Annotated in this window: 20 protein-coding genes; 13 read left to right on the forward strand and 7 right to left on the reverse strand. The window is 57.7% G+C overall.

The window, feature by feature from the left end:
• The first annotated feature begins 169 nt into the window (after positions 1-169).
• Complete coding sequence (gene sstT / locus ELB75_RS05925; RefSeq protein WP_126983132.1) at positions 170-1429, forward strand: serine/threonine transporter SstT; 1260 nt, start codon at positions 170-172, stop codon at positions 1427-1429.
• A 218-nt stretch (positions 1430-1647) separates the two neighbouring features.
• On the opposite strand, the gene ELB75_RS05930 is transcribed toward sstT, so the two are convergent.
• The 5 genes from ELB75_RS05930 to ELB75_RS05950 form a co-directional block, all read right to left on the reverse strand.
• The gene (locus tag ELB75_RS05930; RefSeq protein WP_126983133.1) at positions 1648-3075 is read right to left on the reverse strand and encodes an alanine/glycine:cation symporter family protein; all 1428 of its coding nucleotides are present in this window, start codon (positions 3073-3075) and stop codon (positions 1648-1650) included.
• Positions 3076-3521: 446 nt separating this feature from the next.
• Positions 3522-4526 carry a branched-chain-amino-acid transaminase gene (gene ilvE, locus ELB75_RS05935; RefSeq protein WP_126983134.1) on the reverse strand — a complete coding sequence of 335 codons (1005 nt, stop codon included), beginning with the start codon at positions 4524-4526 and terminating at the stop codon, positions 3522-3524.
• A gap of 393 nt (positions 4527-4919) precedes the next feature.
• Positions 4920-5768, reverse strand: a complete 849-nt coding sequence (ypfJ, locus tag ELB75_RS05940) for a KPN_02809 family neutral zinc metallopeptidase (RefSeq protein WP_126983135.1) — start codon at positions 5766-5768, stop codon at positions 4920-4922.
• 144 nt (positions 5769-5912) lie between these two features.
• Positions 5913-6665, reverse strand: a complete 753-nt coding sequence (locus tag ELB75_RS05945) for an SIMPL domain-containing protein (RefSeq protein ID WP_126983136.1) — start codon at positions 6663-6665, stop codon at positions 5913-5915.
• Between the two features lie 83 nt (positions 6666-6748).
• Positions 6749-7159: an RNA-binding S4 domain-containing protein gene (locus ELB75_RS05950; protein ID WP_240070268.1), complete on the reverse strand. Its 411-nt coding sequence runs from the start codon at positions 7157-7159 to the stop codon at positions 6749-6751.
• 227 nt (positions 7160-7386) lie between these two features.
• Here ELB75_RS05950 and ELB75_RS05955 point away from each other — a divergent pair, with 227 nt between their 5' ends.
• The 11 genes from ELB75_RS05955 (at position 7387) to ELB75_RS06005 (ending at position 14857) form a co-directional block, all read left to right on the forward strand.
• The gene (locus tag ELB75_RS05955) at positions 7387-7887 is read left to right on the forward strand and encodes a hypothetical protein (protein WP_126983137.1); all 501 of its coding nucleotides are present in this window, start codon (positions 7387-7389) and stop codon (positions 7885-7887) included.
• 27 nt (positions 7888-7914) lie between these two features.
• On the forward strand, positions 7915-8205 hold the full coding sequence (locus tag ELB75_RS05960) for an NTF2 fold immunity protein (protein WP_126983138.1): 291 nt from the start codon (positions 7915-7917) through the stop codon (positions 8203-8205).
• 50 nt (positions 8206-8255) lie between these two features.
• Positions 8256-8924 (forward strand): PspA/IM30 family protein, encoded by a 669-nt coding sequence (locus tag ELB75_RS05965; protein ID WP_126983139.1) that lies wholly within the window; start codon positions 8256-8258, stop codon positions 8922-8924.
• Positions 8925-9036: 112 nt separating this feature from the next.
• Entirely contained in the window at positions 9037-9264 is a 228-nt protein-coding gene (locus tag ELB75_RS05970; RefSeq protein WP_126983140.1) for a hypothetical protein, read from the forward strand.
• A gap of 47 nt (positions 9265-9311) precedes the next feature.
• Positions 9312-9611, forward strand: a complete 300-nt coding sequence (locus ELB75_RS05975) for a hypothetical protein (protein WP_126983141.1) — start codon at positions 9312-9314, stop codon at positions 9609-9611.
• Between the two features lie 117 nt (positions 9612-9728).
• The gene (locus tag ELB75_RS05980; RefSeq protein ID WP_126983142.1) at positions 9729-10637 is read left to right on the forward strand and encodes a tetratricopeptide repeat protein; all 909 of its coding nucleotides are present in this window, start codon (positions 9729-9731) and stop codon (positions 10635-10637) included.
• A gap of 87 nt (positions 10638-10724) precedes the next feature.
• The gene (locus tag ELB75_RS05985) at positions 10725-11423 is read left to right on the forward strand and encodes a GNAT family N-acetyltransferase (RefSeq protein WP_126983143.1); all 699 of its coding nucleotides are present in this window, start codon (positions 10725-10727) and stop codon (positions 11421-11423) included.
• 94 nt (positions 11424-11517) lie between these two features.
• Complete coding sequence (locus ELB75_RS05990; protein ID WP_126983144.1) at positions 11518-12186, forward strand: YqiJ family protein; 669 nt, start codon at positions 11518-11520, stop codon at positions 12184-12186.
• Between the two features lie 60 nt (positions 12187-12246).
• Positions 12247-12762, forward strand: a complete 516-nt coding sequence (locus ELB75_RS05995) for a hypothetical protein (protein WP_206501497.1) — start codon at positions 12247-12249, stop codon at positions 12760-12762.
• 82 nt (positions 12763-12844) lie between these two features.
• The gene (locus tag ELB75_RS06000) at positions 12845-14266 is read left to right on the forward strand and encodes a hypothetical protein (protein WP_126983146.1); all 1422 of its coding nucleotides are present in this window, start codon (positions 12845-12847) and stop codon (positions 14264-14266) included.
• 36 nt (positions 14267-14302) lie between these two features.
• The gene (locus ELB75_RS06005; RefSeq protein WP_126983147.1) at positions 14303-14857 is read left to right on the forward strand and encodes a hypothetical protein; all 555 of its coding nucleotides are present in this window, start codon (positions 14303-14305) and stop codon (positions 14855-14857) included.
• Positions 14858-15047: 190 nt separating this feature from the next.
• Here the strand turns inward: ELB75_RS06005 and ELB75_RS06010 are convergent, their stop codons facing one another.
• Entirely contained in the window at positions 15048-16841 is a 1794-nt protein-coding gene (locus tag ELB75_RS06010; RefSeq protein ID WP_126983148.1) for an ABC transporter ATP-binding protein/permease, read from the reverse strand.
• A gap of 187 nt (positions 16842-17028) precedes the next feature.
• Complete coding sequence (locus ELB75_RS06015; RefSeq protein WP_126983149.1) at positions 17029-19275, reverse strand: TonB-dependent siderophore receptor; 2247 nt, start codon at positions 19273-19275, stop codon at positions 17029-17031.
• 705 nt (positions 19276-19980) lie between these two features.
• On the opposite strand from ELB75_RS06015, the gene ELB75_RS06020 reads away from it, so the two are divergent.
• Complete coding sequence (locus tag ELB75_RS06020; RefSeq protein ID WP_126983150.1) at positions 19981-21726, forward strand: flotillin family protein; 1746 nt, start codon at positions 19981-19983, stop codon at positions 21724-21726.
• Positions 21727-21762: the final 36 nt, after the last annotated feature.

The raw sequence follows: 21762 nt of genomic DNA on the forward strand, positions 1-21762 counted from the left end.
CTATGGAAGAGGCTACCTGAAAGTTTTCAGGTAGCCTTTTTGTTTACGCCCATAGAATTTTTGATTATATAAACAGCAACAAAAAGTATTTCTGGCGGCTTTCCTCTTCTTCTATCATGAAAAAGACGTTTGGGTTTCATTGCCCTGAATCAGATTGAAGGAGAAGGAAATGTCTTTAGGATGGAAACAGCTTTTGCCCAAATGGGGCTTGGCTTCGCAAATTACCTTTGCTTTTTTCGGCGCCGTTGCGCTGGGTTTGCTGGTGCGCTTTGCCGGCAGCAGCAGTATGGTGGCGTCGGCAGGCAATCTGTTGGGCTCGCTGTTTGTGGGTGCGCTCAAGGCGATTGCACCGCTGCTGGTGTTCACGCTGGTGGTGTCGGCCGTGGCGCAACACCGCAAGGGCATGAATTCGAATATCCGGCCGGTGATTGTGCTGTATGTGGTGGGCATGGCGGTGGCGGCATTGCTGGCGGTGGCGGTAAGCTTTGCATTCCCGTCTTTTGTGCCGCTCAACGGGGTGGATGTGGCGGATAAGCCGATTCCGAACGGGTTTGGCGAGGTGCTGCAAAACCTGCTGCTCAAAATCGTGACCAATCCGGTACAAGCCTTGGCAGATGCCAACTACATCGGCATTTTGGCTTGGGCCTTGGTGTTGGGCTTGGCTTTGCGCGCTGCCGACGAGCCTACGCGCAATTTTCTGCAAAACATTTCCGATGCGGTAAACAAAGTGATGTATTGGATTATCCGCCTTGCCCCCATCGGCATTTTCGGGCTGGCGTTGCATACGTTTGTGAGCACTGGCTTGGAAAACCTGGCGGCCTATCTGCACGTGCTGCTGGCGATTGTGGGCGCGATGGCGTTTATGGCGCTGGTGCTGAATCCGCTGATTGTGTTTTTTGCAATCCGCAAAAATCCGTATCCGCTGGTGTGGACTTGCCTGAAAGAGAGCGGGCTGATTGCTTTCGTTATCCGCAGTTCGGTGGCCAATATCCCGGTCAACCTGAATTTGTGCAAAAAGCTGGGGCTGAATGAGGAAACCTATGCGGTAACCATCCCGCTGGGTGCCACCATGAATATGGAAGGCGCATCGATTACCATCACTATCCTGACGCTGGCCGCAGTGCACACATTGGGCATCCCTGTGGACTTCATCACGGCTTTTTTACTGGTGATTATTGCCGTTATCGGCGCATGCGGGGCTTCTGGCATTCCCGGCGGGGCGCTGCCGTTGGTGCCGATGGCATGCAGCTTGTTTAATATCAACAACGATGTGGCGATGCAGATGGTTACCATCGGGCTGATTATCAGCGTGGTGCAAGACCCATGCGGTACGCTGCTCAATTCTTCCACCGACGTGGTGTTTACCGCTGCTGCCGATCCGGTGTATCGGCATAGAGAAGTGGCGGGGCAGGTGGAAACGGCGGCTTAAGTTTTTTGCTGTGGCAAACCAACTTAACTTTCGTACTGCATTGGTTTGCCTTACTGTATTGCTATCTTCCCCACATCAGGCGTTGCTCCGCAGAGGATTGTAGGGTATGGGTAAGACGGAGTGGCGCCTTAGGAAGAGAATTGGTTTGGCTATAAAAAGGCTACCTGAAAAATAGTTTCAGGTAGCCTTTCTGTTTTCAGGTAGCCTGCTTGCCGTGCTTACTGCTGCTCGTGATACTCATGAAATTCGTAGTGATACGACAGCGCGCCGCCGGCTTTTTTCTGGGCCAGGTAATCGTCGTACACCGCGCGGATTTCCTTGCGCAGCAGGAAGAGGGCGATTAAGTTGGGAATCACCATAAAGCCGTTGAACATGTCCGACAAGCTCCACACTACGTCCACTTTGCCCAGCGTGCCCAGCACGATGGCCAGCAGCACCAGGGTGCGGTAGATGGCCAAATGACGGCCGTGGAACAGGAAGCGGATATTGGATTCGCCGAAGTAGTACCAGCCGATGATGGTGGTGAAGGCGAAGAAGGTGAGGCACACTGCCAACAGCTGTGCGCCGCCGCTGCCGAAGGCAATCACGAAAGCCTGCTGCGTTACTGCCGCGCCCTGCAAGCCCAGTTTGTCGGCATCAGTGAGCAGGATGATCAGCGCGGTGGCAGTGCACACCAGCAGCGTATCGATAAACACGCCCACAAACGCCGCCATGCCTTGCTGCACGGGATGTTGCACGTCTGCCGTGGCGTGGGCATGCGGGGTGGAACCCATGCCGGCCTCGTTGGAAAACAGGCCGCGTGCCACGCCGAAACGCACCGCTTCGCGCATGCCGATGCCGGCCGCGCCGCCCAACACCGCCTGCGGGTTAAACGCCGCGGTGAAGATGTGGTTGAACATCGGTGCGATGTGGCTGGAGAATTTGAACAGGATCACAATCGCGCAGATGATATAGATGATGGCCATAAACGGCACCACAAACTGCGTGATTTTGGCAATACGGTCCACCCCGCCCACGATAATCAGCCCGGCCAGCACCGCCAAGCCGATGCCCACCGCCAAAGGCGGTATGTTGAAGGCCACGGTTACCGCCGAAGAGATGGAGTTGGATTGGGTGGCGTTGCCGATGAAGCCCAGCGCGATAATCAGCGCAATCGAAAAGCCGGCGGAGAGGAAACGCGCCGCGCTGCGGCCGATTTTCGGCGTGAGCCCGTGCGTGATGTAAAACGCCGGGCCGCCGATGTATTTGCCGTGGCTGACCACGCGGTATTTCTGCGCCAAGAGCGCTTCGGCAAAGATGGTGGACATGCCCAACACGGCGGAAAACCACATCCAGAAGATCGCGCCCGGCCCGCCGGCAGTAATCGCCGTGGCCACGCCGGCCACGTTGCCGGTGCCGATTTGGGCGGACACGGCCACCGCCAGCGCCTGAAATTGCGACAGCGATTTATGATCTTTGTCGGCGGCATCTTTCTTGGCAAAGAGCCCGCCGAACACCGATTTGAACGCCGCGCCGAGCTTGGTGAGCTGCGGCACGCCCAAGTAGATGCTGAAAAAGAGGCCGATGCCGAGCAGGGCATAGATCAGCAGGTAGTCCCACAGCACGAAATTAATCGTGCTTACCAGGTCGGACAATATTTTTTCCATAGTTGGAACCTCGCAAGAGAAGGGGGTTGGAAACTGGCAGCCTGCGCGTTTGCCTGCCATCTGGCGCAAACGCCGCGAAACTGCGGGAAAAACAAAGGACGGTTGGTGGGAAGCAGCCGGCAAAGCGGCTGCAGCTTAAAAGGGGCGGCAGGCTACCTGAAACGTCCGCCCCGATAGCCGAAGCCATTACCGGCGCAATGCGGGGGTAATGGCTTGGTGGCTGGGATACTGATTCCTTCCTATTGCGGCGGCCTGCCTTGCCGTACTTATCCGTACTGCCTGCGGCTTGCCGCCTGGTATGAAGAATTCATTATTCCCGCCGTGGCCAAATCTGAAAAATTTTCAGGTAGCCCCAAACTCTTTGAACCATAAAAAGGATTAAGGCTACCTGAAAACATGTTTTCGCTCCGCTTAACTATGCGGCAGCGGGTGGAACAAACAGCCAATCAGCGCTCGGGCACGGGCACCAGCCAGCCGTAGCGGTCTTCGGCCAGGCCGTATTGGATGTCGGTAATCGCCTTGCGGATGGCTGTGCCGCGCTCTTGGCTTTGCAGCACGATTTCCTTGCCGTTGATTACTAAAGAAGTTACCGGCGACACCACGGCTGCCGTGCCGGTGAGGATGGCTTCCGCGCCATTTTCTGCTGCGGCCTGCAATTCGGCCACGGTGAAATTGCGCTCGCTCACTTGGTAGCCCAAATCGGCGGCCACGCGCAACACGGAATCGCGGGTTACGCCGTGCAGGAATTCGTCGGTGAGCGGCTTAGTGATGATTTCGTTGCCGTTAATCAGCACGAAGTTGGAAGCGCCGGTTTCCTGCACGTCGCCGTTCGGGCAGAACAGCACCTGGTTGGCGCCGTATTGCTGGCGGGCGCGCACCACGGTTTGCAGGGCGGAGGCGTAGTTACCGCCGCATTTCACCCGGCCCATGTGCGGCGCGCAGCGGATGTGTTCGGTTTCCACCAACAGCTTCATCGGCGAACCCACTTTGAAATAGTCGCCCACCGGCGAAGCCAAAATATACAGCATGGCCGTGGATGAACCCACGCCGGCCTTGCCGATTACCGGATCGATACCGATCAGCGTGGGGCGCAGATACATGGCGGCGGGCGCATCCGGCACTTCGTCGGCCGCGTGCGCCACCAATTCCAGCATGGCGGAGAGGAAGGCCTGCGCATCCGGCACAGGCAGTTCCAACAGTTTGGCGCTCTGCTGCATCCGGGCGATGTTGGCTTCCGGACGGAAGATGACGATGCGGCCGTTTTGCTGGCGGAAGGCCTTCAGCCCTTCAAAACACTCGCTGCCGTAATGCAGGCCGTGTGCGCCCGGCGGCAGGGAGAGCGAATCGGAAGGCTGCCAGCGCACCGGCTGCCATGCGCCATCGGAAAAAACCAGCACCGGCATCTCGCGGTGGAAAACGCTGCCGAAAACGGCAGGAACTGCTTTTGCCATGATATTTCCTTGTGATTTGTGCTAAGGCGTAAAAGATACTCTCGAAGCAAAGCGTTTGACAAGCCTTTTGTGCCAAAAATTGCATCTGATAAGGCTACCTGAAAAACGGTTTCTGCGAAAAGCAAACCCGCCATCAAGGCGCTTACGCCCCGCAGACGGGTTTTCAGGTAGCCTGTTTGCCGGATTGGGGCGCAGGTTTGGAATTAAATAGCAAATTGCGTTAAGCGGGGCGGATTGCCCTGATGAATGTTGCGGTGAAGGCTTGGCAGGGTGTAGGCACTCGATAGAAGCAGCGACAGATGCTTCGGTATCCACCGCGTCGCCCTGATGAAAAAGGCTACCTGAAAATCGGAATACACCGTTTCAGGTAGCCTTTTGGTATTGAGCTGGCGTTTACAGAGAGGAGAAAGTGTCGCATTGCGCCGGATCGCCGCTTTGCAGGCCGCGGCGGAACCATTGCAGGCGTTGGGCGGAAGTACCGTGGGTGAAGCTGTCGGGCACGGCGTAGCCGCGGCTGCGTTGTTGCAGGCGGTCGTCGCCCACGGCTTCGGCGGCGTTGAAGGCTTCTTCCAAGTCGCCCTGCTCAAACAGCTGACGTGCTTGCGCACGGTTGGCCCACACCCCGGCCAGGCAGTCGGCCTGCAGCTCCACCATCACGGAGAGGCGGTTGGCATCGCGTTCGCTCATGCGGGCGCGGGCACGGTTTACGCGCTCCATGGTGCCGTCGAGGTTTTGCACGTGGTGGCCGACTTCGTGGGCAATCACATAGGCAAAGGCCGCGTCGCCCGCTGCGCCGAGCTGGTTTTTCATGTCGTCGTAGAACGAGAGGTCGAGGTAAACCTTTTGGTCGGCCGGACAGTAGAACGGGCCCATCGCGGATTGGCCGGTGCCGCAGGCGGTGGGGGTACTGCCGCGGTAGAGCACCATTTTCGGTTGCACATATTGCCTGCCCTGGCTGCGGAAATATTCGCCCCAGGCGTCTTCGGTGGTGGCGAGGATTTGCGAGGAGAACTGCGCCAGCTGCTCTTCTTCGGGGCTGACGGTGCGCTGTTGCTGTTGCATCTGCGGCATCTGGATGCCGCCGCCGGTGAGGCCGCTCAAATCCACGCCGTAATAGGCGCCGATGAGCACGATAATCAGGCCGGCAAGGCCCATTTTGCCGCCGCCCCCGCCACCACCGCCGCCGCCAAGGCTGCGGCGGTCTTCGATGTTGCTGCTGCTGCGCTGGTTGTCGAGTTTCATATTGGCATTCCTTGGGTTGGTGTGGTTGGGCGGATTATATAACAGGCTACCTGAAAAGCATGCGGGGATTAGAAACTTGCTCCGCTGGTTTTGGCTTCGTTGAAGCCGGTGCTTTCAGGTAGCCTTGGCGAGTGCGGCGTGGATTTATTCGATGGCGTATTCGATGGTTACGACTAGGCGCACTTGTTTGCCGACGGTGGTTTTGTCGTAGCTGCCGCCGTATTCGTCGTCGCCGCTGCTGCCGCTGTCGGCGTAGATGTTGAACGAGCCTTGCGAGGCGGAGCGCATGGCGCCGACTTTGCCGCCGCCGGTGGAGGCGAATTCGTCGGCGCGGCGGCGGGCGTCTTCGGTGGCCTGTTTAATCAGGCTGTGTTTGATGGTTTCGAGGTTGCCGAGCAGGTATTGCGGGGCTTCGAAATCGATAGCGTCGTTGCCAGCGCGCAGGGCGAGGATGTTTTGGTGGGCGCTTTGGATGCGGTCGAGTTTGCTGCTGGCCACGGTGAGCTGCTGCTTGCCGTCGTAGCCGTTGGGGGTGCGGATTTCGTTGCCGTGGGCATCGTGTTCCACTAAGAAGGCGGGGCTGATTTCGGGAGCGGCCGTTTGGATCTCGGCTGCATCAAAGCCTTGGTTGCGCAGGAATTGTTCGAGTTTGGGGCGTTGCTGGTTCAGGCGGTCGAGCACTTCCTGATAGCTGGCGCCGTGTACGCTCACGGCGGTATTCCAGCGGGCATGGTCGGACTGGAAGGTTTGTTCGGCCAAGCCTTTTACGGTGATCGTGCCGGGCTGGCGGAAATTTTTAAACTGGCCGCCCAACACGAAGGCGGCGGCCACGAGGCCGATGGCGAGCAGTGCACCGAGGGCTTTAACGCTGCCGGAGAGGGCTTTTTCTGTGGACATAATGCTTTCCTTTGCGCTTGGTGGAAGAGATATTGAGAGGCTGCCTGAAAAGGTATAGACGGATTTTCAGGTAGCCTTTGATGCTATTCCTGCCAGCCGCGTTTGAGTTTGTCCAGCTCCCGGCGGTCGCGTTTGGTGGGGCGGCCGTCGGGGTAGGCGGCGCTGATGCGGCTGGCCTGGTCGAGCGCTTTTTGCGCTTCGCGTTTGGCGGCGGTGGCGCTGTCTTCGGCGTAGAGGGCGCGTGCTTCGGGGGCGGGGCGGCGCTGGTGGTTGAGCGCGAGCACGGTGATTTTGTAGGGCAGGGAATTGAGCGTGAGGTCGATGGTGTCGCCCGGCTCGATGTTTTTGCTGTTCTTCACTTTCGCGCCGTTCACCAGCACACGCCCGAGCTCGATGTGTTTCTGCGCCATGCCGCGCGTTTTGAAGAAACGCGCCGCCCACAGCCATTTGTCGAGCCGCATGTGGTGTTCGTCGTGTGTGTTTTTGCCTGCCATATTTGCCTCCGTATTCAAGCAGCTATTTTATACCAAAGGCTGGGAATACGGCTAATGGAAGCGGCTGGGTTTGAATGTTGCGTGTATGCAAATGTATGCTTAATATTTTTCTTTTTATAATCAGTATATTGATTGGATTTTATTGTAGGTGTGTAGAAATATATTGCACATATAATCCATCTTGGTTATATTTGAATACAAATGAATACAAAGAGAGGTAATTGCATATGGCAGCAGCCAACCGAATTCCGATTAGCGTGCGAATATCGCAGGAAGACGCAGATTTCATTGCGGAATTAAAAATAGAAGGCGCGAATACGCCTTCGGAGAAAATCCGTGAGCTGCTTACGCAAGCGCGGCTTGCCCACAGTCAAACCCATGATTACAGCACCGCACTGGCTGCGCAGGAGCAGTTTTTTCAGGTAGCCCGCCGCGACGTGCTGCACGCCGAGAAAGAATGGGGCATCCATTCGCACATTGTGGCGCGGCTGTTCGAGCAGCTGCCCGACCTTGCCGCCACGCTGGCCGCCGACCTGCCGGAAAACGCGCAGGCAGCCGATTTGAAACAATACGAGTGCGAACTGATGCGGCGCATCGTACGCCTTACCGACAGCATCCTGCAGCTGGCCGTTACCGGCAAAGGCGCGGCGTACGACGATACTGTATTGCAACAGCTTGAAAATACTTTGAAACTGGCGAAGATTGTGCAGCAGGCGGGCGAGGTTTGAGACGTATAAAGAAAGGCTGATTGAAAAATGAACATTCATAAATTGCTGCTTGCCGGCGTATTAATCCTCCCCTCCATTGCATTCGGTACGAGCGGCGGCACGCAGATGCTGACTGAGTCGCAAGCCATGCAGCTGGCCGAAAACTATGTGGTGCAGCACTACGGTGCACAAACTGCCCAAGCGCAGAAACCATATCGGGTAGAAAAAGACGGAGAGCGCTGGATTATCAGCGGTAAGCCGCCGAAAGCGTTGGGCGGCAGCTTCCGTGCAGTTATCGGCGCAAACGGCGAATTAGAAGAAATCACACATGGCAAGTAGTGCGAATCGAAGACTTAAAACCAATCATCTAAGCAGAAAGGAAATCAAAAATGAGCGAAACCCTATCCCGTAGAGTCGGCCGTTTGGTGAGCGGCAGTTTTCATGCCTTGATTGACGCGGCGGAAAACCTGGCGCCCGAGGCCGTGATGAACGAGAGCATCCGCGAAATCGAACGCGCGGTGGACGAAGTGCGTGCCGAGCTGGGCAAAGTGCTGGCGCAGAAGCATCTTGCTTCCAAGAAAATGGCCGATGAGAGCAACCGCCACGAAGCCATCGACGCCAACCTGCAAGCCGCCGTGGCGGCCGGGCGCGACGACTTGGCCGAGGCGGGCATTGCCGAGCAGATGGACATCGAAGCGCGATTGCCCGTGTTGGAAAACACCATTGCCGACTGTGCCGCGCAGGAAAAAGAGCTTGAAGGCTTTATCGCCGCCCTGCAGGCGAAAAAGCGCGAGATGCAGCAGCAGTTGCAAGACTGGCGCACCGCACAGCAAAACGCAGGCGCGGGCAAAGCATCGGGCGGCAGCGACCTGAGCCGCATCGCCCGTAATGCCGAAAAAAGCGGCAACGCCTTCGACCGCGTGATGGGCAGGCAAAACGCCGTCCACAGCAGCACCGATGCGGCGCAGTTGGCCAAGCTGAAAGAACTGGAAGATTTGAGCCGCAACAACCGCATCGCCGAAAGGCTGGCTGCGTTGAAAGCCAACAGCAAAGAGTGAGCGTATATTTCAGGTAGCCTTCCTAATGCCTCGAGAAGGCTACCTGAAAGAGAAATTTCCTGCTAAGCAGGCCGTTTGAAAAACCCCGCTTATTCCCACCCAAGGAGAGCCCATGATATACGCCATTGCCGCCGCGCTCGTTACCGCCGCGCTGCTTTACACCCTGCTGTTTGAAGACTGGGACGAATTTGCCGAATGCGTGAAATTCTATTTAACCCCCGACATCATCAGCCTGTTTCGGGGCAAGTTTTGGGAAGACTACTGGGCGGAAACCAAACTCGCGCTGTGGCTGGGTATCAGCGCCCTGGTCGGCATGCTGGTTTATATTAATTTCAGCTAATGGGCGAACACAGTTTTCAGGTAGCCCGAAACCATAAAGGAAACAAGATGAAGCAGGCATACGATAAATTGGATACTCAAGCCAAACTCAAACACATCGGTATCCTCGCCGCCATCTGGCTGCTGATTCCCGCGCTGTGGACGGCCATGGGCAACGCCGGCGGCACGATGTCTTACGGCATCGCCCGCGTGGCCATGTTCACTATCTTCTGGACGATTCTCGCCGCCGTGTATTCGTTGGTGTCGTTTGTGCAAACCCTGCTCGGCAAGCCCAGCCCGTCGTGGCCGAAAATCCTGCTGCCCGCGCTCGGCCTGTGGTTATTCCTTTGCGCTTATGCCTATCTTTGAGCTACGCATTGGTTTTGCAGAAACCCGCTTCGTTCGTTTTCAGGTAGCCTTTCCCAGGCCGTATGGGCTACCTGAAAAAACAAACCTTCAATAATCAACAGTATCGGAAATGAAAACATGAGAAACAACGGGCGTGTGAAAAAAGAGAAAAGCGTCGGCACCGTGCCGGTGGTGTTGGGCGTGCTGGTGCTCGGCACGGTATTGTGGGCGGTGGCCGGGAATGCCGGTGTGCCTGTGCCGGGCTGGCGGAGCGAAGTGGGCAAACCTTCGCCTATGCTGCTGTTGAAAGCCCGTATGGGCAGCGTGGACGCGCAATACGAAGCCGGCCGCCTCTATATGCGCGGTAACCGTTGGAAAGAAGCCGTGCCGTGGTATGAAAAAGCCGCCGCGCAAGGTCATGCCAAAGCGCAAAACAACCTCGGCGTAGCCTATTCCGAAGGGCGCGGCGTGGCGGTGGATAAAGAGAAGGCCTGCCGGCTATTCGAGCAGGCGCACAAACAGCTCAACAGCCGTGACAGCCTGGAAAACGTGGCGCTTTGCAACGATCAAACCGGCAAAACGCAAAATGCTTTCGAGAGCTACCTTTCCGCCGCCGAGCAGGGCAGCCCCAGCGCCATGCGGCTGGTAGGGCAGATGTACGATTCCGGCGAGGGCACGGCGCAGAGCTACGAATGGGCGGTGTATTGGTATCGCCAGGCCGTGCTGAAGAACGATGCGCAGGCCATGTATCTTCTGGCCTCCAAATACGCGCAATACCAAGGCGTGCCCAAGCACGAGCCCTTCAATGCCTTTGGTGCCTATCTGCTGCTCCAAAGCGCCCGGGTGTACCAAACGCCGGAAGATGCCCAAGCTTTGGCCGGGATGGGCATAGACGAAAAAATCCGCGCCTTCGAGCGGGCAATGCCTGCCGATCTGCGTGCCAAGGTCGCCCATGTGGACGTGCTCATCCGCCGCGAAGGGACAAAAAGCGTGCTGGACAGCATAGACAACCTCATCCCCTACCAAGTGCCGCAAACCCGGCCTTAAATGAAAAGGCTACCTGAAAACTTTTGTTAAGTGAAAACCTATATTTTCAGGTAGCCTGCTATTCACCCATAACCAAAGGCGAAACTCATGCCCGTCAACGAATTCAACCAACCCATAGGCGAAAGCCTGCCCGGCCACACGCCCGGCGAGCGCCCGTCTGCCGCACTGCTCTCCGGCCGCTACTGCCGTTTGGAAAAACTTTCCGCCGCGCGGCACGGCGCGGATCTGTATGCCGTGTACGGCCCTGATTCGCCATTGCAAAATTGGACCTATCTTTCGCTCAACCCCGTGGCGGGCGTTGCCGAACTGGACGCGCTGCTGCAACGGCTGGAGCAATCGGCCGACCCGTATTACTTCGCCATCATCGACCAGGCCGACAGCCGGGCGGTCGGCACCATGGCGCTGCAACGCGCGGATACCGCCAACCGCGTAATCGAGGTGGGCTGGGTGATTTATTCCGAACGGCTCAAGCGCAGCCGCATCGCCACCGAAGCGCAGTTTTTGCTGGCGCAATATGTGTTTGAAACCCTGCGCTACCGCCGCTACGAATGGAAGTGCGATGTGCTGAACCAAGCCTCGCGCCGCGCCGCCGAGCGATTGGGCTTCCGTTTCGAAGGCATTTTCCGGCAGGAGGTGGTGTATAAAGGCCGCAACCGCGACACCGCCTGGTTTGCCATGCTGGATGCAGACTGGCCGCAGGTGAAGCAGCGGATGCAGCGCTGGCTGGCCGAAGGGAATTTTGACGAACAGGGGCGGCAGCGTGTGCCATTGCGAGAGATTAAATGAAATAGAAATATGGTTTCAGGTAGCCTCTTTCCTCCACCTTAAGGCTACCTGAAAGCGAAACCCGATTAACCGACAACCCGTGAAAGATCCCGCCATGTGGAATTTAATCAATGCCCCCGAAACCGAAATTTTCGGCATCGCCATCGCCCTGATGTTGATGCTCGGCCTCTTAGAGTTGCTCTCGCTTTTGGCAGGCGGCTTCACTGACTGGCTTGATAACCTGTTGCCCGATAGCCTGGTGGAAGCGGATTTGGATGGCGATTTGCACGGCGGTATCGAAGGCGCGGGCGCGTTGGTGCGCTTTTTGGATTGGCTGTATGTGGGGCGCGTGCCGCTGATGATGTTGCTGGTGGTGTTTCTCGCCGTGTTCGGGCTTGCGGGCTATGTGCTGCAATCCGTGTGCGCCGGGCTGTTTGGCGGCTACCTGAACGCTTGGCTGGCGGCGGCTGCGGCGCTGTTTCTCACGCTGCCCCTGGTGCGCCTTACGGCGGGCGGACTCTACAAAATCATGCCCAAAGACGAAACCACCGCCGTTTCGCAAGACAGCCTGATCGGGCGCGTGGGCACGGTGGTGCTGGGCGAGGCGCGGCCTGGCAGCCCGGCGCAGGTGCGGGTGAAAGACGGCTACGGGCAGCAGCATTATGTGATGGCCGAGCCTGACGGCGAAGGCGTGCTGAAACAGGGCGAGGCGGTGCTTTTGGTGTCGCTGGAGGGGAATACGTTTAAGGCGATTTTGAATCCGAGCGGGAGTTTGGTGGATTAAGGCTACCTGAAAGCGGAGCTTCAACGGAGTTAAAGCGGCAAGCTAAATAGGAGAGACAACATGGCTCATACCATGCCAAATTTACCACCCAGAGCCGAGCCTTCCAGCCGGCACGATACGGAGCTGGTGTTCCGGCAGTTGGGTTTGCTGACGGCGGCATCGTTGGCGTGGCTGCTGATGGCCTGCTCTTGTCTGACGGGGTCGGCGAATACCGCGCTGCGGATGCAACAGATTAGCGGTTTGCTGCTGAGCGGTTTTTTCTTGAGCCGGTTTTGGCAGCAGCAGCGCAAAATTCGTTACCGCGCGGCGGAGGATTACCTGCTGGTATATGCCGTGTCGCTGCGCGGCTGGCGGTTGGTAGCTCGTTATCCTTTGGACGGATTTGCCGGGCTGTATCGCAGCGGCAAGGGCTCGATTGCCGAAGTGTGGCTGGCGGGCAAAAATGGCGGGCAGGATGTGCTGCTGGACAGGATATTTTTAGGCACGGGTGCGCTGCAGAAACGCTTTGCGGCCGGTTTGGCAGATTTGAGCCAAGCCACCGGGCTGCCTGTGCTGGAATCCGGTAAGGCTACCTGAAAATAACAGCCGAATTTCTGCAGTGTCCAAAACAGATGCCGCAACATTTTCAGGTAGCCTGCCGTATATTAAAGAGGAAACCATGCAACAGAATAAAAGCAAAATTGTGATGCTGTATCCGGCTGCATCTAAGGATTTGATGCTGGAAATCGGCGTGGTCTGCGCAGGGGTATTGCTGCCGCTGATTATCGGGCTGGATACGCTGTCGGACATTTCCGGCGACGGGGTGGGCACGGCGCTTCGTTTGGCAATGGTGCTGCTGTTTTTCGGCGGGGCGGCGCTGGTTGGTTTCCTGTATTGGCGCATGTTCACGGCGCGGGACTTTCTGCGGTTGGACACGGAACGCGGCGTGCTGCTGCACGGTCGCTGGCGTTGGGGCTGGCAGGCGCAGCGGGAGTATCCGCTCTCGATGTTTGCGGCGGTGGCTGCGGAGAAGGTGCGGGACGATTACCGCGGCTACTACGGGCGCTTGTGGCTGGAATCGGCAAACGGGCAAAATGATTTGCTGCTGGAGGAAAATTTCCTGCCGCACAAAAATTCGCTGCAAGGCTTGGACGATATCCAAAGCCATATTGCCCGCACTACGGGTTTGGCCAACCGCCCTGTCATCAACACGGAAATCTGCGCGCAAGAAGAAACGGCGGCCAATCCGGCGCAGTTGCAGCCCTTGCGGGTGAAAACGCTGCCTGCGTGGCGGCAGGCGGTGAATCTGGCGGCGGCCGGGTTGTGGACTTGGCTGGTGGTCTGGTTGCTGCGTTTGGCGGCGGATTGGCAAAGCGGCGGCCTGCCCAAGCCGCTGTATTTCGGCGCGGGGCTGCTGGCGCTCGGGCTGTTGGCGGTGGCGGTGTCGGAAGTGCGCGGGGTGTTTCGTGCGTGGCGCGGCCGGAAAACGGCGCAAACACAAACTGCTTGGCGGCAGCCCTCGGAAATCAAAGCCGCGCTGGCGGCAGCACGGCAGGCGGAACACGAGCCGCAGCCGAAGCTGCCGGAACGTGCCGCGCCGAAGCTTGCGGACGGGGCGGAGTTTGCCGTGTATTCGGTCGGCACTTTGCTCTCGCGCCTGCTGTTCCTGCTGTTTGCGTTTGGGATGGTGTGGGTCGGGGGAGGGGTCGGCTGGCGGCTGTTTTGGCTGGTGGCGCTGCTGTTTATCGCCGGGCGGCTGGCGCACCGTTGGCATACTTTGCGCAAAGTACGCTACAGCGTGCCGGGAGACGAATTGATTGTGTACCGCCTGCACAGTTTCAAGTGGCTACCTGAAAAACGCTATGCGCTATCGGAGTTTTGCGGTATTTACAGCCGCGTGCGGTGCAACGGCGTGAGCGTGGATTTGAGCGAAATCTGGCTGGCAGGCAAGGCGGGCGGCAAAAACGTGCGGCTGATGGAAGCGGATTTTCTGTTGCGCAACAACCGGCAGACGGCGGAGATAGCGGCCAAACAAATTAGCCGAGCCACCGGGCTGCCGCTGCTGGAGTATGTGAGTGAAGACAGGGAAGGGGCTACCTGAAAATATCGGTTTCGGGTGAGGTGGGAGAAAGAGGAAATGACAGAGAAGAGCGGAAAAGTGATTTGGCTTTATCCGTATTCTGCTGCGGAATGCTGGCTGAAGGGGGTACTGGTGTGGGGGGTGGCTTTGTTGTTGGGTTGTCCTGCCGTGTGGCTGCTGGTGCCGGGTTTGCTGCGGCCGGGGCAGGCGTGGCAGGGCAAGTTGGTTGGTGGGGTGCTGCTGTTGCTGTGCGGGATATTGGCGTGGAAGCTGCTGGAGCGGTGGTGGCGGGAGCTGACTGCCGAGAAGATTCTGCGTTTGGATGTGGTGCGTGGGGTATTGCTGCACGGCTATTGGCGTTGGGGCTGGCGGGAGTTGTCGGAGTATCCGATTTCGGCTTTTGCTGCGGTGTCGGGGGAGCGGATACACAACGTTTCTTTGGGCTGGGGCAGCTATGAGCGGTTGTGGTTGGCGGGGGCGGATGGGCAGCATGATTTGATGATTGCGGAATGCGCTGCATCGAGGGGATTGAATAAGCTGGAGGCGGTGCAATACAAAATTTCCCGCTACACCGGATTGCCGCGTGTTCCGATTGGGAGTAGGGAGAGATAGGGGTTTTAAGTAGCCTTTCTTTTTTCAGGTAGCCTATCTGGTTCGGGCTACCTGAAAAAAGGAAATGGCAAACCCTGCATGGGGAAAGGCTTGCTTGCCTTGTGCGGTTATGTGTATGGGTTTTCGGTTTTCAGGTAGCCTTTAGCGGCTGCTTGGTTGGCAAATATGTGTTCTTTAACAATCCGGTATTTCAAATCCTGCTTGTGCTGCAGTCGATCAGGGTTTCGCCCACGCAGATGATTTGGTTGTGGAAGGCGTTGAGGGTGCTGCGGTGGCCGATGCTCACGATGATGCTGTCGGGCAGCTCTTGGCGGATCAGGCGGTAGAGGGCGGCTTCGGTTTCTTCGTCGAGCGCGGCGGTGGCCTCATCGAGCAGCACGAGGCGGGGGCGGGTGATGAGGATGCGCACGAAGGCGATGCGCTGCAGTTCGCCGGGGGAAAGTTTGTGTTGCCAGTCGTCTTCGGTGTCGAGCAGTTCTTTCAGGTAGCCCAGGCGGCAGGCTTCGAGGGCGGCGGCAAGCTGGTGTTCGTCGGGGCGGATGTTGGGGTAGCAGATGGCGCGGCGCAGGCTGCCTTGCGGGGTGTAGGGGCGCTGGGGCACGAAGAGGATGTGTTCGCGGGCGGGGCCGGCCATGTGGCCGCTGCTGCCGAAGGGCCAGAGGCCGGCCAGGGCGCGCAGTAATGAGGTTTTGCCGCAGCCGGATGGGCCGCGGATGAGGATGGAGTCGCCGCTTTGGGCGCGGAAGGAAACGTCGGAAAGCAGGATGTCGCCGTTGTTGCGGTGCAGGGTGAGCTTGTCGGCCTGCAGGATGCAGTTTTCGGCTTCATGCTGCGGCTGGCGGTAGGGCAGGTGGTTTTGCATGCTTTGGAAGAAGCCGTCGAGACGTTCGAGCCGGGCTTGGTAGGCGGTGAAGTCTTTGTAGGAGTTGCGGAAGAAGGATAGGGCGCGTTGCAGGCGGTTGAAGGCTTGCACGGTTTGGTGCATATCGCCGATTTTCACTTGGCCGGCGAAAAAGCGCGGGGCTTGCAGCATGAGGGGCAGCAGGTTGGAAATTTGGGTGATGCCGGTGTTGAAACCGTTGAGGCCGAGGCTGCGGAACACAATCTGCCAGCGGTTGCGGATGATGTGGGCGAAGTGGCGGCGCAGGTTGCGCCCTTCGGCGGCCTCGCCGTTGTAGAAGGCGATGCTCTCGGCGTGGTCGCGCACGCGCACGAGGGCGTAGCGGTAGTTGCCGTTGAAGTGTTCGTTTTGGAAGTTGAGCTTCACCAAGGGGAGGCCGATCCACACGGAAGTGGCGGTGGCAAAGAGGATGAAGAGGTAGATAAACATTACCATGCCGCGCGGGATTTCCAGCCCCAATACGCTGAGCACGCCGGAGAGATTCCAGAGGATGACGGTGAATTCGATGGTGGAAACGATGGCGTTGATCAGGCCGCGCACGAGCTCGGCGGTGGAGGCGATGAAGTCTTGCGCGTCTTGCTGGATACGTTGGTCGATGTTGTCGGGTGCGTGGCGGCGCATGTGCAGGCGGTAGTAGTTTTTATGGGCGAGCCAGCTTTGGGTGAGCGCGGCGTTGAGTTTTTCCAGCCAGCGGATCATAAAGACTTGCTCGAGTAGTTCGTCGGCCAGGGCATGGATGATTTTGCACACCACCAAGGCGCTGTTGATGCCGGCGAAAAACCAGAAGGCGGCTGCGGCTCGGTCTTGCAGGGAATCGTAGAGGCCTTTGTAGAAAAAGGAATTGAGCACGCTGATGCGCACTTCGAGCAGCACCATCAAGAGCAGCGCGGCCAAAAGCAGGCACACCCGGATACGGTTGCTGCGTGCCAAACAGGGGCGCAGGATGCGCTCGAAGCGTTGGCCGAAAGCAGTGCGGTGCAGCAGAAAGGCGGCGATCAGGCAAAACAGCAATACGCCGAAAAAGCTCTGCACCAGCCACAGCGGGCTGTTCAGGAGCTCGATTTTCCATTGTTCTTGTTTCATATGTGGTGTTGGGTTGGATAACTTTATTTTTCAGGTAGCCTTCCGGTTTGCCTACCAGAAAGGCTACCTGAAAAATCAAAACGGCAAGGCAGGAAGCGTATTCGCCAAACAGCGCGGAAGGCTACCTGAAAAGTGGGATGACATTTTTCAGGTAGCCTCTATCGGGCGTTATGCCGTGGCCAAATGCTTAAAACTCAAACTTAGCGGAAACGCTGATTTCGCGCGGGTTGCCGATGGCAATCATCGGGTATTGCGCAGAAGAGCCCACGGTGGAGGTGTAATACAGGCGGTTGGTCAGGTTTTTGCCGTTGAGCCGCACGTTGAGCTTGTTGCCGCCGAACTTGGCTTCATACGAAACGAAGGCGTCGGCCACGGTGGCAGCAGGGATTTTCCACAGGCGGTCGCCGCTGGCGGCATTTTTGCCGATGTACCATGCGCCGTTGTATTTGGCGCCGATGCCGGCGCGCCAGTTGCCGCCCAGTGCGTTGCCGAAGTCGTAAGTCAGGTACAGGCCGAATTGGTTGCGCGGGGTGTTGTTCAGCGGCAGACCTTGGGCGGCGGCTTCGGCTTCCAGCACCTTGGTTTCGGTGTAGGCATAGTTGGCGTTCACACCGAGGCGCTCGGTAATCTGGCCGCCCATTTCGGCTTCAAAGCCCATGGAGCGGGCGCGGCCGGCATAGCGGGTTTCGGTTTGGCCGCCGGAGGTGACGCTGTAGCTAACGTTTTGTTTGATGATGTGGAATGCGGCTAGGGCGGCAGAGAGGCGTTCACCGGCGAATTTGGCGCCGATTTCAAACGAACGGCCTTTCTCCGGCTTGGCATCGCCGGGGATTTCGTTGGCGATGGACACTTGCGGGCGGAAGGAAGTGGCGTAGCTGCCATAGAGCGACCACTGCGGGGTGAGGCGGTAGGTTACGCCGAGCGAGGGCGAGAGGTTCCAGCCGTGGTTGTCGGTGTTGGCTTTGAATACGAAATTGCGGTTGGCTCGGCCGGCGTATTGGTCGAAATACTCGGCGCGCAGGCCGGCAGACACAATCCATTTTTCGCCGAAATGAATATCGTCGTTGGCATACAGGGCGAAGGTTTTGAGGATTTCGGTTTGCTGGGTGTTGTTGCCTTGGCCGTCGATGGTGTTCACGCCGGGCTGCGGGCTAATGCGGCCATACACCGGGTTGTACATATTGATGGTGTAGTTGTTGGCGGGGCTTTGATAGATTTTGCCCAGCAGGCGGTCGTTGTGCATGGCTTCGAGGCCGAAGCCGAGTTTGTGCCGTACGCTGCCGGTATGCACGTCGCCTTTGAAGCTTAAGGCCAGGTTATGCACACGTAAGCGGGCATCCTGCGTGCCGTCGATGCGGCGGCGCACCGTGCCGGTGGTGGTGTTGATACCGGCGGCGGTGTTGGCAATGCGGGCTTTCCAGTCGTCGTAGGTATGGTAGGTGAAGCCGTAGTTCAGGCGCATTTTCCACTGTTCGCTCAAATATTGGTCGAGCGTGAACTGGAACATATGGTTTTTGCCGCTCTGCTCGCTGAAAGGCTCGTCCAGGCGGCGTTCGGCGGGAATAGCGAGGGGCTTGCCGTAGTTTGCGCCACGGGTGGAATCGAGGAAGGTGCCGCGGTCGAAGGGCACGGTGTAGTCTAAGTATTCGTAGGCGGCGGTGATGGTGGTGTGCTCACCAATCCATTTGATCGAGGGGGCGATGGTGGTTTGCTTGATTTCGCCAAAGTTGCGCCAGTAGTCGCTTTGGCGGTAGTCGGCGATGAAGCGGTAGGCCAGGCTTTGGCTGGAACCGATGGGGCCGGTGAAATCCACGCCCACTTGGCGGGCGCTGTGGCTGCCGAAGCTGGTGCTCACGGAGCGGGCGGGTTTGAGCTGCGGCTGTTTGGTTACCACATTCACCACACCGCCGGGGTCTTGCACGCCGTAGAGTGTGGAGGCTGGGCCTTTGAGCACTTCCACGCGCTCGGCGGTTGGGCTGAATACGTGGGTTTGGGTCATCTGCATGCCGTTGCGCAGCACGGAGTTGTCGCGGTTGTCGCCGAAGCCACGTTTCACTACGGCCTCGAGCGTGCCGGCCAGGGTGTTGGCTTGGCGGATGCCGCTCACGGTGAGCAGGGCTTCGTCCAGCGAGCCGGGGCGGCGGTCTTCCAGCACGGCGGGGGTAACGATGTTTACGCTACGGGGTACTTCGAGCAGCGGGGTGTTGCCGCCGCCGATGACATCGGCGGAAATGGGCTGGTAGCCGCTGGCATAGCGGCGGCGGGCGGTGATTTCAATGGCTTCGAGCTCGGCGCTGTCGGTGCTGTCGGCCTGTTGCTCCTGCCCTTGGGCAGGCTGTGCCTCATTCGTGCCTTCGGCATAAAGCAGGCCGGGGCTGCCGATGGCGGCAAGGGCGAGGATGAGGGCTTTGAGGTGTGTGCGCGGTTGTTTCATGGGGCAGTTCCCTTAAAGATAAAAAAGACAAACAAAAAACAGGCAGTTAGGTTGAACCTGCTGCCATATCGGTTAATAAACAAGGCATTGAGAACGATTGGCATTTTAGTGGCTGATGGAAATTTGGCAATCTGCGTAAAATGATGTTTGCTTTATATTTTTGTTTTTAAGATACAATTTTTCGTGTAAAGAAGTATTTTGTTGCAATCTGGTTACATACATCATGGCGAAAAATTGAAAATGCCTGCTGTTTGCAGAAACCGGGGCTGACCGAGAAGCATTTTGGGGGACAATGGCGGGCATGGTGGTTTGATGGAGCTTTATGGTTTTCAGGTAGCCTTTTGGCTGCTTGAGGCTACCTGAAAACAAAACTTGCTTTTATGCGCCCGCAATCGTTTTAAATTTAAGAAATGGTTTGCTTTAAGGCAAACGCTATGCAGCAAAGAATTTTAGCTTCGTTCAAGCTAAGATTTTCAGGTAGCCTCACAGGATAAAGGCTACCTGAAAAGGATGTCTTGCAAAGCAAGGCTGAGTTTCTGTGAAGCTATAGCGGATTAACAAAAATCAGGACAAGGCGGCGAGCCGCAGACAGTACACACGTTATGGCAAGGTGAGACCACGCCGTACTGGTTTTTGTTAATTCGCTATAAAAACACACGAGGCCTGTATAGGCATTTATCAATCCAAGCATCAGAAAGGAAAACCATGAACCTTATTTCCATTGCCACCATTGCCGGCGTGATACTCGTCGCTCTGTTCGTACTCGGCCTTATCCTCACCAGACTGTACCGCCGCGCCAGCAAAGAGGTTTCTTTCGTACGCACCGGTTTCGGCGGTGAAAAAGTCATCATGAACGGCGGTGCGATGGTGCTGCCGGTGCTGCACGAAATCATCCCCGTCAACATGAACACATTGCGTCTCGAAGTGCGCCGCGCGGCGCAGCAGGCGTTGATTACCCGCGACCGGATGCGCGTCGATGTGATGGCAGAGTTTTACGTCCGCGTCAAACCCAGCGCCGAGAGCATTGCCACCGCCGCGCAAACGCTGGGTATGAAAACCATGTCGCCCGACGAATTGAAAGAGCTTGTCGAAGGTAAATTCGTCGATGCCCTGCGCGCCGTTGCCGCCGAAATGGCGATGGAAGAGCTGCACGAAAAACGTGTTGATTTCGTTCAGAAAGTGCAACAAGTCGTGAGCGAAGACTTGTTTAAAAACGGCCTCGAACTTGAAACCGTTTCCCTGACCGGCCTCGACCAGACCAGCTTCGAGTTTTTTAACCCGCAAAACGCCTTTGACGCGGAAGGTCTGACCAAACTGACCGAAACCATCGAAGGCCGCCGTAAAAAACGCAACGAAATCGAACAAGACACCGATTTGGCGATTAAAACCAAAAACCTCGAAGCTGAGCAGCAACGCCTGAAAATCTCGCGCGAAGAAGAATACGCCAAACTCGAACAAGAACGCGAAATTGCCGTACGCCGCGCCGAACAGGAAGCCAGCATCGCCGAGCAGGAAGCGCAGAAAAAACGCGAGGCGGAAGAAGCCAAAATTGCCGCCGAACGCGAAGTGGATTTGAAACGCATCGCCGCCGAACGCGACATTAAAAACGAAGACATCCGCAAAGCCCAAGCCGTCGAGCAGGCGGAGGTTGAGCGCCGCAAAGCCATCGAGCTTGCCGAACAAGACCGCGCCATCGCCGTTGCCGAAAAATCGCGTGCCGAATCCGAAGCCAAAGCCGAGGCCGACAAAGCCCGCGCCGCCGCCGTGCGTGAAGAAGAGAGCGTGATTACCGTACGCGAAACCGAACGCGCCGAGCGTGCCAAAGCGGTTGAACTGATTGCCGCCGAAGAAGCCGCGCAAAAAGACGCGATTTCGCTCACCGTCGCCGCCGAAGCCGAGAAACAGGCCGCGCAAGACCGTGCCGAAGCCGTGCGCATCGCCGCCGAAGCCGAAGCTGAGAAACAACGCCTACAAGCCAAAGGTGAAGCCGATGCCAAAGTGCTGCTGGCGCAAGCGCAAGAGCAGCAATACAAAGTCGATGCCGAAGGTACCCGCGCCGTAAACGAAGCCGCCAACGTCCTGAGCGTCGAGCAAGTCGAAATGCAAGTGCGCCTCGCCCTCTTGAAACACCTGCCCGACATCATCCGCGAATCCGTGCGCCCGATGGAAAACATCGACGACATCAAGATTCTGCAAGTCAACGGCTTGGGCGGATTCAGCGGTGCTGCCGCAGACGGTGTTTCAGGTAGCCCCAACGCCCAAGGTAATGCGGCTTTGTCCGACCAAGTGGTAAACAGCGCCCTGCGCTACCGCGCCCAAGCCCCGCTGGTGGACGGTTTGCTCAAAGAGCTGGGCTTGAGCGGCGGCGACATCAACGGCCTCACGCAAAGCCTCAATCCCGCCGCTCCTGCAAACCAGACACAGCCGCAAGGGGAGGGCGGGGCTGAATAAGAGTTGATGGTGTGAATGAAGAAAAGGCTACCTGAA

The sequence above is a fragment of the Eikenella corrodens genome (genome assembly GCF_003990355.1).
GTDB lineage: Bacteria > Pseudomonadota > Gammaproteobacteria > Burkholderiales > Neisseriaceae > Eikenella > Eikenella corrodens_B.

Excerpts from the sequence above, each read along its gene's own strand:
- sstT (WP_126983132.1), top strand. The coding sequence starts at position 170 with ATGTCTTTAGGATGGAAACAGCTTTTGCCCAAATGGGGCTTGGCTTCG.
- ELB75_RS05930 (WP_126983133.1), bottom strand. The coding sequence starts at position 3,075 with ATGGAAAAAATATTGTCCGACCTGGTAAGCACGATTAATTTCGTGCTG.
- ilvE (WP_126983134.1), bottom strand. The coding sequence starts at position 4,526 with ATGGCAAAAGCAGTTCCTGCCGTTTTCGGCAGCGTTTTCCACCGCGAG.
- ypfJ (WP_126983135.1), bottom strand. The coding sequence starts at position 5,768 with ATGAAACTCGACAACCAGCGCAGCAGCAGCAACATCGAAGACCGCCGC.
- ELB75_RS05945 (WP_126983136.1), bottom strand. The coding sequence starts at position 6,665 with ATGTCCACAGAAAAAGCCCTCTCCGGCAGCGTTAAAGCCCTCGGTGCA.
- ELB75_RS05950 (WP_240070268.1), bottom strand. The coding sequence starts at position 7,159 with ATGGCAGGCAAAAACACACACGACGAACACCACATGCGGCTCGACAAA.
- ELB75_RS05955 (WP_126983137.1), top strand. The coding sequence starts at position 7,387 with ATGGCAGCAGCCAACCGAATTCCGATTAGCGTGCGAATATCGCAGGAA.
- ELB75_RS05960 (WP_126983138.1), top strand. The coding sequence starts at position 7,915 with ATGAACATTCATAAATTGCTGCTTGCCGGCGTATTAATCCTCCCCTCC.
- ELB75_RS05965 (WP_126983139.1), top strand. The coding sequence starts at position 8,256 with ATGAGCGAAACCCTATCCCGTAGAGTCGGCCGTTTGGTGAGCGGCAGT.
- ELB75_RS05970 (WP_126983140.1), top strand. The coding sequence starts at position 9,037 with ATGATATACGCCATTGCCGCCGCGCTCGTTACCGCCGCGCTGCTTTAC.
- ELB75_RS05975 (WP_126983141.1), top strand. The coding sequence starts at position 9,312 with ATGAAGCAGGCATACGATAAATTGGATACTCAAGCCAAACTCAAACAC.
- ELB75_RS05980 (WP_126983142.1), top strand. The coding sequence starts at position 9,729 with ATGAGAAACAACGGGCGTGTGAAAAAAGAGAAAAGCGTCGGCACCGTG.
- ELB75_RS05985 (WP_126983143.1), top strand. The coding sequence starts at position 10,725 with ATGCCCGTCAACGAATTCAACCAACCCATAGGCGAAAGCCTGCCCGGC.
- ELB75_RS05990 (WP_126983144.1), top strand. The coding sequence starts at position 11,518 with ATGTGGAATTTAATCAATGCCCCCGAAACCGAAATTTTCGGCATCGCC.
- ELB75_RS05995 (WP_206501497.1), top strand. The coding sequence starts at position 12,247 with ATGGCTCATACCATGCCAAATTTACCACCCAGAGCCGAGCCTTCCAGC.
- ELB75_RS06000 (WP_126983146.1), top strand. The coding sequence starts at position 12,845 with ATGCAACAGAATAAAAGCAAAATTGTGATGCTGTATCCGGCTGCATCT.
- ELB75_RS06005 (WP_126983147.1), top strand. The coding sequence starts at position 14,303 with ATGACAGAGAAGAGCGGAAAAGTGATTTGGCTTTATCCGTATTCTGCT.
- ELB75_RS06010 (WP_126983148.1), bottom strand. The coding sequence starts at position 16,841 with ATGAAACAAGAACAATGGAAAATCGAGCTCCTGAACAGCCCGCTGTGG.
- ELB75_RS06015 (WP_126983149.1), bottom strand. The coding sequence starts at position 19,275 with ATGAAACAACCGCGCACACACCTCAAAGCCCTCATCCTCGCCCTTGCC.
- ELB75_RS06020 (WP_126983150.1), top strand. The coding sequence starts at position 19,981 with ATGAACCTTATTTCCATTGCCACCATTGCCGGCGTGATACTCGTCGCT.